We start from the raw sequence: 12,638 nt of genomic DNA, 5'->3' as shown, positions 1-12,638 counted from the left end.
TCACAGCTCAGTGGCCTTTGACTTCTTTGACCAAGTGGCCCCACTTCTCGTCGAAGACGGGCCGCTCGGACCGAATGCGCGGAATGCGGTCGAAGTTGCGCAGCGGCGGCGGGCAGCTCGTGGCCCACTCCAGGGAGGCGCTGTAGCCCCACGGGTCGTTGGTCTCGACCACGCGCCCGGCCTTCCAGGACTTGAACAGGTTCCAGATGAACGGCAGGGTCGACAGGCCGAGGATGAACGCCCCGACCGTCGAGATCATGTTCAGCGTGGTGTAACCGTCGCCGACCTGGTAGTCCGCGTAGCGGCGCGGGAAGCCCTCGTTGCCCAGCCAGTGCTGGACCAGGAACGTGGTGTGGAAGCCGATGAAGGTCAGCCAGAAGTGGACCTTCGCCAGCCGCTCGTCGTACATGCGCCCGGCGACCTTCGGGAACCAGAAGTACACCCCGGCGTAGACGGCGAACACGATGGTGCCGAACAGCACGTAGTGGAAGTGGGCGACCACGAAGTAGGAGTCCGAGACGTGGAAGTCGATCGGCGGGCTCGCCAGCAGGACGCCCGACAGGCCGCCCAGCAGGAACGTGACCAGGAAGCCGAGGCTGAACAGCATCGGCGCCTCGAAGGTCAGCTGGCCCTTCCACATCGTGCCGATCCAGTTGAAGAACTTCACGCCGGTCGGGACGGCGATCAGGAAGGTCATCAGCGAGAAGAACGGCAGCATGACCGAGCCGGTGGCGTACATGTGGTGGGCCCACACCGCCATCGACAGGCCCGCGATCGCCAGGGTCGCCGCGACCAGGGTCTTGTAGCCGAAGATCGGCTTGCGGCTGAAGACCGGGAAGATCTCGGAGACGATGCCGAAGAATGGCAGCGCCACGATGTAGACCTCGGGGTGGCCGAAGAACCAGAACAGGTGCTGCCACAGGATCGCGCCGCCGGTCTCGGAGTCGAAGACGTGGGCGCCCAGCTGCCGGTCGGCCACGACCGCCAGCAGCGCCGCGGCCAGGATCGGGAAGACCAGCAGCATCAGCAACGCGGTGATCAGGATGTTCCAGGTGAAGATCGGCATGCGGAACATGAGCATGCCCGGGGCCCGCATGGTCACGATCGTGGTGACCATGTTGACCGCGCCGAGGATGGTGCCCAGACCCGAGATGGTCAGGCCGATGAACCACATGTCGGCGCCGATCCCGGGGGAGTTGACCGCGTTGGACAGCGGCTGGTAGGCGAACCAGCCGAACGCGGCGGCCCCGTCGGGGGTGATGAAGCCGGCCACCGCGAGCGTGGAGCCGAACAGGTAGAGCCAGTAGGCGTAGGCGTTCAACCGCGGGAACGCCACGTCCGGCGCGCCGATCTGGAGCGGCACGATGTAGTTGGCGAAGGCGAACACGATGGGCGTGGCGAACATCAGCAGCATGATGGTGCCGTGCATCGTGAACAACTGGTTGAACTGCTCGGAGGAGACGATCTGCAGACCGGGCTGGAACAGCTCGGCGCGGATCAGGAGGGCCAGGATGCCGCCGATGCCGAAGAACGCGAACGAGGTCACGAAGTACAGCAGGCCGATCTGCTTGGCGTCGGTGGTCCGCAGCGTCCGAGCGAGCCAGGAGCCCTTCGGTTCCCGCCGCACCGGCCAGGGGCGCGCGACGATAGGCGTTGGTTCGACCTTGGGTTCAACCGTGGTCACCTTGGGCCTCCAGATTCTCATTCCAGGTAGCGAAGGCAGGATAATCCCTCGGACCGCCGCCGCTGCGGAGGGGCAAGCGGGAAGCGGCGTGGCGCTGTGTAGCCGAAGTGGCGCTCAGCGTGGTTGTCGCAGCTCGAGTGCCCGCGTCGACGGGGCTCGCCGAGCCGCGGTCGGGCGGGGTCCGGCCCGACCGCCGCCTCTGGTGAGGAATCTCCCAGACGCGGGCGCGGGTCAGTTGCGGGCGTCGGGCTCGAGCGCGGCGTAGACCCGCTTGACCAGCAGCGCGGTCTCGTATCCGACCTGGCCGAGGTCGCAGCCGGCGTTGGCCAGGACAGCGACCTGCGCGCGGTCGCCCACGGCCATCAGCAGCAGCACGCCCTCGTCCATGTCGATCACCGACTGCCGGATGCGCCCGGCGTCGAGGACCTTGGCCGCGCCGGTCGTCAGGCTCGCGAGCCCGGAGGTGATCGCGGCGAGCTGGTCGGCGCGGTCGGTCGACAGCCCCTGGGAGGCCGCGATCGCCAGGCCGTCGACGGACACGGTGAGGGCCTCGGAAACGTCCGGCACCTTCTCCACGAAGGAGGTCAGGAGCCAGTCGAGTTCGCCGACGTTGTTGTCCTTGCTATCCATCTCGCTGCTTTCTAGTTGTCATCGCTGATCCTGCTCCGAGGCCGCCGCGATGCCGGAGGCGAATCCGGTCAGGCGGTCGCGGATCTCGACCGGGTCCAGATCGGCCACACCGCCGGCGTTGGGTCCGGGGACCGAGCCTGGCAACAGCCGCGAACCGGGCGTCCGCTGCGGAAGCTCCGCACCGTTCGCCCTGCCGGAGGATTCGAGGGCTCTTTGCTTCACCTTCCTGAAGGTAACACCCACCGGCTCCTCGGGAGCCCCCGCACTGGGCCCTGCGCCGGGCTCCGTTCCTGCTACCGGCCGTGGTTCGGGGGTGACTCCGGCCCGTCTCGGCCGGGGCACGATCGGTTCGGCGGCGCCGTCGGCGTCGGCCTCGGTACCGGTGCCGGTGACCGGCAGGTTCGCGGCCTGTGCCGCCAGGGCCCGCCGGGCCGAGCTGAGCGGCGCCGACACCGCATGCGACTCGTCCTGGATGGACGACGGGAGGCGTACCAGCGCGAGTGTGCCCTTGCCCATCGTCGAGTGCAGCTGGACGCTGATGGAGTGCTCGGCGGCCAACCGCCCCACCACCAGCAGACCCATCGTCGCGGTCAGCTCCGAGTTCAGCTGGGTCGGTTCGGCCAGGCGCCGGTTGATCGCCGCCATCTGCTCCGGGCCCAGCCCGATGCCGTCGTCGGCGACCGAGATGACGATCTCCGAGCCCGAGCGGCGCGAGGTGACCCGCACCTGCTGGCTCGGCGGCGAGTAGGCGGCGGCGTTGTCCAGCAGCTCGGCCAGGATCCGCGCCACGTCCCCGGCCGGCTTGGTCTCCAGGAACGCCGACACCTGGTTCTCCACCAGCACCCGCCCGGCGCCCTCGATCTCGCCGACCGCGTCGCGGATGATCGCGGCCAGATCGGTGGGCCGGTCGTAGCGCCGGGCCGGGTCGCCCCCGGCCAGCAGCAGCAGGTTCTCCTCGTTGCGCCGCATGCGCGACATCAGGTGGTAGACGCTGCGCCACTCCTCGGGGATCGGCTCGGCCGAGCTCTCGGCCAGCTCCTCCATGACCTGCTGCTGGCGGCGGATCAGGCTCTGCCCGCGCCGCGCGAGGGTCTTCATCATCGCCTCGACGTCCAATCGCAGCAGCGCCTGGTTCGCCGTCTGCCGCAGCGCCTGGTGGTGCGCGGCGCTGAAGGCCTCGGCGAGGCTGTCGAGCTCGTCGGCGTACCGGGCGTCGGTCGAGATGACCGTCTGCTTCTTCGCCGTCTCCAGCAGCCGGTCGACCTCGTCGGCGTGCCCGGCCTGGGAGACCGCCGCGACGGTCTTGGGCAGCGTGTCGTAGGCGGCCGTCAGGGTCGCCTCCCGCACCCCGTCGACGCGGAGGCTGATGCGCCGGGCCAGCATCGCCGCCGAGATGATCGCCGTCAGCGCCAGGACGATGATGAGCGCGAACGTCGTCAGCAGCGTCCTGGTGGAGGCGTCGCGCAGCTGCTCGACGTCGGTGACCAGGATCGACATCGCCCGCGACTGGGTCTGGTGGAGCGCCTCGACCACGGTGCCCTGCGCCGCCGAGAAGTCGGCCGCGCTCATGCTCCGCGGGATGTCGCCGTTGAGGTAGACCGTCAGCGCCTCGCGGGCCCGCGAGGGCTCCGCGTCGCCGACGGTCCGCTCATAGACCGCCGCGACCTCGTCGGAGGCGCTGTTCTGGAAGTCGCGGATCTGCCGGTCGAACTCGCCGGACAGGTACGCGGCCAGCGACAGCGACTCCCGGTCGACCGCCAGCGCGCCCTCGGCGTCCAGCCGGGCCAGGTCGGCGGTGACGCGGAACTGGATCTCCGAGGCCAGGCGCCCGGCCTGCATCGAGGCGGCCACCGCGTCCAGCTGGGAGGCGATGTCGGAGTCGTCGACCAGGTTCGGCAGCCGCGAGGCGAGGCTGACGATCCGCTCGGCCAGCGTCCGGTAGGCCTCGAAGGACTCGACGACGACCTCGTCCTCGAACCCGGCCTCACCGGCGGCGAGCGCGTCCATGCCCTCCCGGGCGGCGTCGAGGCCCTCGATGCGGACGCTCAGCTCGTCCAGCGCCGTCCGCAGGCTCGGGTACCGCTCGGCCGCCTCGTCGGCGGCGCTCTCGAGATCGGCGATCGCCTCGTCGGTGGTCGACCGCAGCGCCTCGACGTCGAGTTCCTCCATCGAGCCGGTCAGGGTCCCCTCCAGCAGGGGAGCGCCCTCGTTCTGGTGCCCGTCGAGCGTGTCGGACAGGCCCTTGGACAGGTCGGTCAGGACCTGCGCGTCGGTGGCGTCCTGGTAGGAGCCCCACACGTTCACGGTGTGGAACAGGCCGAGGACGAGCATGCCCATGAGCGCGGCGGCGATCGGCAGCATCAGCTGCATGCGGATCGGGAGCCGGCTGGTGCGCTGACGGGCTTTTCGGGACATCGGGGGAGTCCTTTCTCGCGAGGGGTCGGTCAGCCGACGAGCGGGCGGCCCTCGGGATAACGGTACAGCCGGTACCTCGAACGGATCGCGAGGGACGTGGCGAACAGCACCGGCCCGATCCTACCGCCGTACATGAGGACAATGGACACAACTTTCGAGGAGTCCGACAGCTCCTCGGTCACCCCGGCCGACTGCCCCACCGTCGCCCCGGCCGAGGTCGCCTCGAACATGATGTGCGCCAGGTCCTGGTGGGGCTCGAACAACTGCATCAGGAACACCCCGGCGGCGATGAACGCGACATAGACCAGCGCGACGCTCAGCGCCTGCCGGACCACCGCGTCGCTGAGCCGGTTGCGGAACGCCGAGGCGTCGGGCTCGCCGCGCACCTCCGACCAGATCACCCACAGCAGCACGAAGAACGTGGTCACCTTGATGCCCCCGGCCGTCGAGGCCGAACCGCCGCCGATGAACATGAGCACGATCGCGCCCAGCATCGAGGGGACGTGCATCTCGCCCACGTCGATGGAGTTGAACCCCGTCGAGCGCGGCATCACCGACTGGAACAGCGCCGGCAGCAGCTTGTCGTTCCACGAGAACGGGCCCAGCGTCGCCGGATTCGACCACTCCAGGATCAGGAAGAAGAAGAAACCCCCGACGAACAGGATCGTCGTGCCGGCCACCGTCATCTTGGTGTGCAGGCTCCACTTGCGCCGGCCCCAGCCGCGGCGCGCCAGTTCGAACAGCACCGGCATGCCCAGACCGCCGAGGATCGAGGCGACCACGACCGGCCCGATGATCCACGGGTCGTCGACGAACCCCTCCATCGAGTCCGAGAACAGGCTGAACCCGCCGGAGTTGAACGAGCTGACCCCGTGGAACAGGCCCTGCCAGAACGCGTCGAACCGCCCGAAGCCGTAACCGTAGTAGAACCGCAGCGCCAGGATCGCCGAGGCCACCCCCTCGACCGAGAGCATCACCAGGAACGCCCGGAGAATCACGCCCTTGACGTCGCCCATGCTGATGGCCCGGTTGGCCTCGGCCTGCGCGATCATGCGCGAACGGATGTTCAGCCGCTTGGAGACGATCAAGCCCATGAACACCGCGCTGGCCATGATGCCCAGGCCGCCGACCTGCATCGCCACCATGATCACGCCCTCGCCGAACAGCGTCCAGTGCGTGCCGGTGTCGAGCGTGACCAGCCCGGTCACGGTGATCGCCGACGTGGCGATGTAGAGCCCGTCGATCACCCTGGTGCCGCCGGGCTCGGCCAGCGACACCGGCAGCAGCAGGAGCACGGTGACGATGACGATGGCCACGCCGAAGCCCAGCGGGACCAGCCGGACGGGATGGCGCGTGAACCAGTCGGAGAATCTGCTCATCTCACGTTGTGGCGGTGAACGCCTCTACCTTCTTGGTGCTGCCCGAGACGATGAGCGTGTCGCCCTCGGCGATGACGGTGTCCGGGGTGGCGTAGGTGAAGTCCTCGCCGGTCTTCTTGACCCCGACGACGGTCACCCCCCACTTCGACCGCAGCCGCGACTCGCCCAGCGGCTTGTCGAGCGCCTCGGCCGGGGCGGCGGTCTTGACGATCGCGAACCCGTCGTCGAACTCGATGAAGTCCATCATCTTGCCGCTCACCAGGTGCGCCACCCGCTCGCCCATCGCGGCCTCGGGGTAGACCACGTGGTGGGCGCCGGTGCGGTGCAGGATCTGCCCGTGCTTGGCGTTGATGGCCTTGGCCCAGATCTCCCGCACCCCGACCTCTTCGCAGGCCAGCACCGTCAGCACGCTCGCCTCGATGTCGGTGCCGATGGCGACCACGACGTGGTCGAACTCGCCCAGGCCCAACTGCGTGAGCACCCGCGAATCGGTCGCGTCCGCCTGCACCACGTGGGTCAGGCTCTCCGAGGCGCGCTGCACGATGTCGGAGCGCTCGTCGAGCGCCAGCACCTCGTGGCCCAGCCGGGTCAGCGAGGTGGCCACGGCCGAACCGAAGCGGCCCAGGCCGATCACGGCCACGGCCTCACCGGACGGCGCCTCGTCTCTGCCGAAGAGGTTCATGAGCACGCGCCCCTGCCGTTAAGTGTTGACACGCTGATAGATTCTGCCACCAACCGACCGTGATCGTCCGCCGCACCGCGCGCCGGACCCCGGGCACGAGTGAGGGGGCGGTCCTAAACCCCTCATGACCGCCCCCTCGAACACCCCTAACACTCTCCAAGGATGGAGGAGATTCCGATTCTACTCCGCCAGGACCGCCCGAAGGAAGTCCTGCGTACGCACTTCTTGAGGATCTGAGAAGATCCGGTCGGGAGTGTCCTCCTCGACGATCACGCCCTGGTCGAACATCATCACGCGGTTGGACACGTCGCGGGCGAAACCCATCTCGTGCGTCACGATCAGCATCGTGATGCTCGTGGTCTCGGCGATGTCGCGCAGGACCGCCAGCACGTCGGCCACCAGCTCGGGGTCGAGTGCGCTGGTGACCTCGTCCAGCAGCAGGATGTCCGGGTCCATCGCCAGCGCCCGGGCGATCGCCACGCGCTGCTGCTGGCCGCCGGAGAGCTGGTTCGGGTAGTTGTCGATCTTGTCGGACAGGCCCACCAGCTCCAGCAGGTCCCGGGCCTTGGCCTCGGCCTCGTCCTTGGACCGCCTGAGCGTGTGCACCTGCGCCTCGGTGACGTTACGCAGCACCCTCATGTTCGGGAACAGGTTGAACTGCTGGAAGACCATGCCGACCTTCTGGCGGCGCCGGCGCAGGTACCGCTCGTTGGCGACGTGGAGCTTCCCGCCCTTCTTCATGTGCGAGTAGGGCTCGCCCTCCACCCAGATGACCCCGCCGTTCTCGTCGGGGTGCTTCACCGGGGTGACGTGCTCCAGCGTCATCAGCAGCCGCAGGATCGTGGTCTTGCCCGAACCCGACGGCCCGATGAGCGTCACGCGCTCCCCGGGGTCGATGTCGAAGCACAGCTCCTTGAGGACCCGCAGGTCCCCGAAGTCCTTGTTGACCCGGTCGAAGCGGATAATGGGCTCGTTAGAAGTTGGACTTGGCAAGGCGAATCTCCAATCTCCGCGTCGCGACCGCGACCGGGTAGGACGCGGCGAGGAACAGCAGACCGGCGATCGTGTAGCCCTCGACGTAGCCGGTGTAGTTGAGGCCGGCGTACCGGTCGACCATGGCGAGCATCTCCAGCACACCGATGGCGAACAGCGTCGGCACCTCTTTGAACATGGCGATCAGCCAGTTCGCGACCGCCGCCGTCGAGCGCCGCAGCATCTGGGGCAGGATGATCGCGAGCCAGACCCGGTGGCGCGGCAGGCTGAGCGCGGTGGCCGCTTCCCACTGGCCCTTCGGGATAGCTTCGATGCCCGCCCTATAGGACTCGGAGGTGTACGAGGCGTAGTGAATGCCCAGTACGGCCGAGCCGACCACGAAAGCAGTCCATTCGGGGTTGATGTACAGGCTCGTCGCATACCAGACGAACAGGACCTGCACCAGGAGCGGAGTGTTCCGCACGAACTGCATGATCCAGTTGACCGGACGCCGCAGCCAGAACGGCGCGGTCTGGTCGCTGATCGCCACCAGCAGGCCCAGCAGGATCGCGATGACACCGGATACCGCGGTGACCTGCAGGACGACCACGAATCCCTCGAACACCATCGGGAACATCTCGGCGGCGCGTTCGTTGCTCCAACCGTCCATCTACATCGCACCTCCCGAGGCCTGTACTCCGTGCCCGTCGGCGAGGGCCTTCTTGGAGGGCCTGGCGCCGATGCCGATTCCGCGTTTGGCGCGGCGCTCCAGCAGCCGCATGCCGGACCAGATCAGCCAGGCGAGGATGAAGTAGACGACCAGCAGGAAGCCGTACTGCACGAGCAGTTCGTTGCCCGGGACCCTGCCGATCGTGTTCGCCATGGCGGTGAGGTCGATGATGCTCACCATCGAGACCAGCGCGCTGGCCTTGAGCAGCATCACCGCGAAAGAGGTCAGGGACGGGATCATCTCCGGCCACGCCTGGGGGATGACCACCCGCCAGGTCCTCGTCCAAGGGGAGAGGCTCAAGGCGGTGGCGGCTTCCCACTGGCCCTTCGGGACCGCGCCGATCGCGGCGCGCACCACCTCGGAGGAGTAGGAGCCGTAGTTGAGGCCGAGGGCCATGATGCCGACCATGATCGCGTAGTCGAACTGGAAGCCGAGGAGCTGCGGCATCGCGTAAGCGAACCAGAACAGCTGCACGATCACCGAGGACCCGCGGAAGAATTCCACGACGATCCGGGCGGGGGTGCGCACGATCAGGTGCTTCGAACTGGTCATGAGCCCCAGTCCGAAGGCGACAAAGAGCGCCACGGCCGCCGAGCCGAGGGTGACCTGGACGGTCACCCAGAGCGGCTCGGCGTACCGGGGCAGCGAGTCGATGACGATCTGCCAGTCCATGGGACCTACTGGTACGTGTCCGGGCAGAGTTCTTCGGCGGTGAGGCCGTCCGGGTGGTTCGTCTCGACGGTGAAGCCGTACTTGCCGACGATGCCCTCCCAGGTCTCGGTGTCCTCCAGGAGAATGGCCAGCTCCTCGTTGACCGCGTCGCGGAAGTCCGCGTCGGCGGGCCGGAAGACCGCGGCTCCGGCGCCGGTGATCTCCTCGCCGGTCTCGGGGTCGATGTTCCAGTAGCCCTCGGTGACTTCGAGTTCGTCGTCCGCGTCGGCTTGCAGTTGCAGATTCGCCGAGGTCAGGGCGATCGCGTCGCAGCGACCGGCCTTGAGCTCCAGAATCAGGGCCTCCAGGTTGTCCTGGACGTTGATGCGGTCCTCGGGGTAGATCTGCTGGGCGATCTCGAACTCGGAGGTCGCGTTCATGACCCCGACGACGCCGTCGGTGTCGGCCATGTCGTGGAGCGTGGTCCACCCGCCCGGGTTTCCGGCCTCGACCAGCAGCGCCTCGGGCATGATGTAGTCCGGATTGGCGAAGGCCACGTTCTCGCAGCGGTCCGGGGTGACGTACATGCCGGCCAGGACCATGTCGTGCGCGTTCCCCAGGCCCGCGATCAGCGAGTCCCACTCGGTCTGCTTCCACTCGATCTGGTCGGCGCTGATGCCGAGCTGCTCGAGGATGTAGACGTGGGTGTCGACCGACTGACCGGTGGCGCCCGAGCCGTCCTCGGCCGGGTACGCGTACGGGGGCTCGTCCGTGAAGGCGATACGGATCGTGCCGCCGTCCTGGGCGCTCTCGAGGAGGCCGCCCCCACCGTCGCCGTCGCCTCCGCTGTCGCCGTTGCTTCCGCCGTCATCCGTGGCCGAACAGGCTCCCAGAGCCATCGCGGCCGCACCGCCACCTGCGCCGAGCATGAGGTGGCGGCGGTTCAGTTTCAACTTGTCAGACACGGTGGTTCCTCCAGAAACTATCTCGTGTACATTGCCGACCCTAGCGGTCTAATGTAAGTTTGTCGACAATCTGATGATCGACGTTCGATAACGAAACCGTTGTGAAACCGCGATATAGGTGCGACGCGCAACCCCTCGTTTCCGCCGGGCGTGGATTCGGTGCGGCGCTAAGATGCTGAGCAGTACTCATAGAAGGAGAGAGCCGGTCGTGTCGGATCGCAGGAGCGGGCTGTCGAGGACTCGGCAGGTAGGTCGGTTGTCCCCGGTGCGACGCACCTCGACGGTGGACCTCATCGCCGACGCCATCCGCGGTGCGATCGTCGACGGCGACCTTCCCCCCGGGGTGGCGCTCGGCGAGGCCGAGCTGGCCTTCCAACTGGGTGTGAGCCGCGGTCCGCTGCGCGAGGCGATGCAGCGGCTGTGCGCCGAGGGGCTCCTGGTCATTCCTCGCCGCCGGGGGCTGGCCGTGCGCATCATGACCGCCGACGACGCCCGCGACATCCACTGGCTCCGCGCCCGGATCGAGACCGAGCTGGGCCACCGCTTCCTGGCCCGGCCGGTCGCCGAGCGCAAGGAGATGCTCAGGTACCTCTCCGCCGAGGTCAAACGCATGCAGCGGGCCCTGAAGGCCGACGACGCCCGAGAGCTGGGCGACGCCTACCTCGACTTCCACCGCGTCCTGGCCGAGGCCGGGGGTTCGGCTCGCCTGGAGCGCATGATGGGCACCCTGCTCATCGAGACCAGGCTGTGCACCTTCTCGATGTACGCGCACTTCGAGGTCCACCGGGACCTGGCCGACGAGCACATGGCGATGCTCGGGGCCCTCGAGGACGGCGACGCCGAGCTGTTCTGCCGCCTGCTCGAGGCGCACCTGCGCGAAGAGGTCCGCCGACTGGTGGCCGAGCCGACCGAGGCCGAGGACCTCGAGGCCGGACGCCTGCTCGCCGAGACCCCGGACGTGCCCCAGCCCCTGGGCCGCCTGGACCTCTCCGAGGGCGTCTGAGAGGCCGGAGGAAGAGCTTCCGACGCGAACCGTGTCCACCGGTCGGTGATCAGTTCGGTCTGAGCTGAATGATTCTGGCGCAACAGATGTGACGTCAAATACAGCGAAACATGTTAATGTGTCTTCAACTTGACGATCCACATCGAAAGGACACAATGAACAGAAAACTGGCGGCCATCGCACTGGCCGCGGCCTCCGCAGGGATCGTCGCGGCGGCCGTGCCGGCCACCGCGCAGGCGGTCCACGCCCCTTCGAACTCCGTAGTCGTCCAGGACCACGACACCAGCGACCCCGACTGGGTATACCGCGGCCTCTACGGCACACGGGCGGCATGCGTGGAGGCTGGCCGGGACCAGATCTCCGCGGGCCTGTGGTCCAACTACTCGTGCCACTACACCGTCACCGACTCCAGGGGCTGGTGGGCCCTGTACACCAAGTACTACTCGTAGGCGCCTCGAGATCCGGTTCGCCGAATCCAGCAGGGCGGGTGATCCTTCGACGGGATCGCCCGCCCTGTCTACCGACGGTCACTCATATACCGCTGCGCCTCAAGGGCATCAGCGGTACATCGAGAAGTGTAAATTTACTGACTGGTGGCGTTCTGTTGGTGGATCGTCCGTTATCAGATTGATATAACAAGGGCTCCAGCCTCCTGACAAAATTCGAGACGGAGCCCTAAATGGACATACCCCGCCGTATTACCCTGCTCCTGGCCACAATGGTCGGAACCCTCGTCGCCGCGATCGCCTTCGCCGCCCCCGCCAGCGCCCAGAGCTTCGAGTACGTCGCTCTGGGGGACTCCTACGCCTCAGGGGTCGGCACCCGCGAGTACATCGACGACGGGTCGGGATGCAGCCGCTCGGAACTGGCCTACCCGTCCCTGCTGGCCGCCGAGACCGGCGCCGACCTCGACTTCGCCGCCTGCTCGGGCGCCACCACCACCGACGTGTCGAACAACCAGCTCGGGAGCCTGTCCGACAGCACCGACCTGGTCACCATCACCGTCGGCGGCAACGACACCGGCTGGGCCGACGTGGTGCAGCAGTGCGCCTACCCCTACCCGTGGACCTGCGACGCCGAGATCGCCGCGGCCGAGCAGTTCGTCCAGAACATCCTGCCCGGCAGGCTCTCCTCGGTCTACTCGGCCGTGGACGAGGCCGCCCCGGACGCCGAGATCGTCGTCCTCGGCTACCCGCGACTGTTCAACGGCGAGGAGTGCAACGTCATCACCCGCATCAGCCCCGCCGAGCAGGCCCAGCTCAACGACGCCGCCGACCTGCTGGCCCAGACCATCGGCTCGGTCGCGGCCGACTTCGGCTTCACCTACGTGGACGTGCGCGGCTCCTTCGACGGCCACGCCGTATGCGACGACGTCGAATGGCTCAACGGCCTCTCCTGGCCCATCGCCGAGTCCTTCCACCCCAACACCGCCGGCCAGAGAGACGGCTACTTCGCCGGACTCGAGGCCGCCGTCTGACCCGACCCGCCCCCGGAAAGACTTCGGGCCCGCAGGCGAAGCCTGCGGGC

General features: G+C 67.9%; 12 protein-coding genes. 3 read left to right on the top strand and 9 right to left on the bottom strand.

Going from position 1 to position 12,638, the window contains the following annotated elements; genetic code table 11:
* Window positions 1-7: 7 nt before the first annotated feature.
* The 9 genes from ctaD to JFB92_RS13690 form a co-directional block, all read right to left on the bottom strand.
* Window positions 8-1,684: an aa3-type cytochrome oxidase subunit I gene (ctaD, locus tag JFB92_RS13730; protein ID WP_307789159.1), complete on the bottom strand. Its 1,677-nt coding sequence runs from the start codon at window positions 1,682-1,684 to the stop codon at window positions 8-10.
* 231 nt (window positions 1,685-1,915) lie between these two features.
* The gene (locus JFB92_RS13725) at window positions 1,916-2,314 is read right to left on the bottom strand and encodes a roadblock/LC7 domain-containing protein (RefSeq protein ID WP_199039576.1); all 399 of its coding nucleotides are present in this window, start codon (window positions 2,312-2,314) and stop codon (window positions 1,916-1,918) included.
* A gap of 18 nt (window positions 2,315-2,332) precedes the next feature.
* Window positions 2,333-4,729, bottom strand: coding sequence for a sensor histidine kinase (locus JFB92_RS13720; RefSeq protein WP_199039573.1), 2,397 nt, complete (start codon window positions 4,727-4,729; stop codon window positions 2,333-2,335).
* A 29-nt stretch (window positions 4,730-4,758) separates the two neighbouring features.
* The gene (locus JFB92_RS13715) at window positions 4,759-6,108 is read right to left on the bottom strand and encodes a TrkH family potassium uptake protein (protein WP_199039570.1); all 1,350 of its coding nucleotides are present in this window, start codon (window positions 6,106-6,108) and stop codon (window positions 4,759-4,761) included.
* A gap of 1 nt (window position 6,109) precedes the next feature.
* Window positions 6,110-6,790 carry a potassium channel family protein gene (locus JFB92_RS13710; protein ID WP_199039567.1) on the bottom strand — a complete coding sequence of 227 codons (681 nt, stop codon included), beginning with the start codon at window positions 6,788-6,790 and terminating at the stop codon, window positions 6,110-6,112.
* A gap of 180 nt (window positions 6,791-6,970) precedes the next feature.
* Window positions 6,971-7,783, bottom strand: coding sequence for an ectoine/hydroxyectoine ABC transporter ATP-binding protein EhuA (ehuA, locus tag JFB92_RS13705; protein ID WP_233163171.1), 813 nt, complete (start codon window positions 7,781-7,783; stop codon window positions 6,971-6,973).
* On the bottom strand, window positions 7,764-8,432 hold the full coding sequence (locus tag JFB92_RS13700; RefSeq protein WP_199039564.1) for an amino acid ABC transporter permease: 669 nt from the start codon (window positions 8,430-8,432) through the stop codon (window positions 7,764-7,766). Before JFB92_RS13700 ends, ehuA begins: the two co-directional genes overlap by 20 nt.
* The gene (locus JFB92_RS13695; protein WP_199039560.1) at window positions 8,433-9,164 is read right to left on the bottom strand and encodes an amino acid ABC transporter permease; all 732 of its coding nucleotides are present in this window, start codon (window positions 9,162-9,164) and stop codon (window positions 8,433-8,435) included.
* 5 nt (window positions 9,165-9,169) lie between these two features.
* Window positions 9,170-10,108, bottom strand: coding sequence for a transporter substrate-binding domain-containing protein (locus JFB92_RS13690; RefSeq protein WP_199039554.1), 939 nt, complete (start codon window positions 10,106-10,108; stop codon window positions 9,170-9,172).
* A gap of 265 nt (window positions 10,109-10,373) precedes the next feature.
* On the opposite strand from JFB92_RS13690, the gene JFB92_RS13685 reads away from it, so the two are divergent.
* From JFB92_RS13685 to JFB92_RS13675, 3 genes are all read left to right on the top strand, one after another.
* On the top strand, window positions 10,374-11,111 hold the full coding sequence (locus JFB92_RS13685) for a GntR family transcriptional regulator (RefSeq protein ID WP_199039552.1): 738 nt from the start codon (window positions 10,374-10,376) through the stop codon (window positions 11,109-11,111).
* Window positions 11,112-11,266: 155 nt separating this feature from the next.
* Window positions 11,267-11,560 (top strand): hypothetical protein, encoded by a 294-nt coding sequence (locus JFB92_RS13680; protein ID WP_199039548.1) that lies wholly within the window; start codon window positions 11,267-11,269, stop codon window positions 11,558-11,560.
* 230 nt (window positions 11,561-11,790) lie between these two features.
* On the top strand, window positions 11,791-12,588 hold the full coding sequence (locus JFB92_RS13675) for an SGNH/GDSL hydrolase family protein (protein ID WP_199039546.1): 798 nt from the start codon (window positions 11,791-11,793) through the stop codon (window positions 12,586-12,588).
* Window positions 12,589-12,638 lie beyond the last annotated feature (50 nt).

Source organism: Glycomyces salinus, from assembly GCF_016428645.1.
GTDB classification, from domain to species: Bacteria; Actinomycetota; Actinomycetes; order Mycobacteriales; family Micromonosporaceae; genus Glycomyces; species Glycomyces salinus.
Note: the sequence above shows the minus strand (reverse complement) of the source record. Positions and strands in the feature narration are given on the sequence as shown.

Excerpts from the sequence above, each read along its gene's own strand:
- JFB92_RS13725 (WP_199039576.1), bottom strand. The coding sequence starts at position 2,314 with ATGGATAGCAAGGACAACAACGTCGGCGAACTCGACTGGCTCCTGACC.
- JFB92_RS13720 (WP_199039573.1), bottom strand. The coding sequence starts at position 4,729 with ATGTCCCGAAAAGCCCGTCAGCGCACCAGCCGGCTCCCGATCCGCATG.
- JFB92_RS13715 (WP_199039570.1), bottom strand. The coding sequence starts at position 6,108 with ATGAGCAGATTCTCCGACTGGTTCACGCGCCATCCCGTCCGGCTGGTC.
- JFB92_RS13710 (WP_199039567.1), bottom strand. The coding sequence starts at position 6,790 with ATGAACCTCTTCGGCAGAGACGAGGCGCCGTCCGGTGAGGCCGTGGCC.
- JFB92_RS13700 (WP_199039564.1), bottom strand. The coding sequence starts at position 8,432 with ATGGACGGTTGGAGCAACGAACGCGCCGCCGAGATGTTCCCGATGGTG.
- JFB92_RS13695 (WP_199039560.1), bottom strand. The coding sequence starts at position 9,164 with ATGGACTGGCAGATCGTCATCGACTCGCTGCCCCGGTACGCCGAGCCG.
- JFB92_RS13680 (WP_199039548.1), top strand. The coding sequence starts at position 11,267 with ATGAACAGAAAACTGGCGGCCATCGCACTGGCCGCGGCCTCCGCAGGG.
- JFB92_RS13675 (WP_199039546.1), top strand. The coding sequence starts at position 11,791 with ATGGACATACCCCGCCGTATTACCCTGCTCCTGGCCACAATGGTCGGA.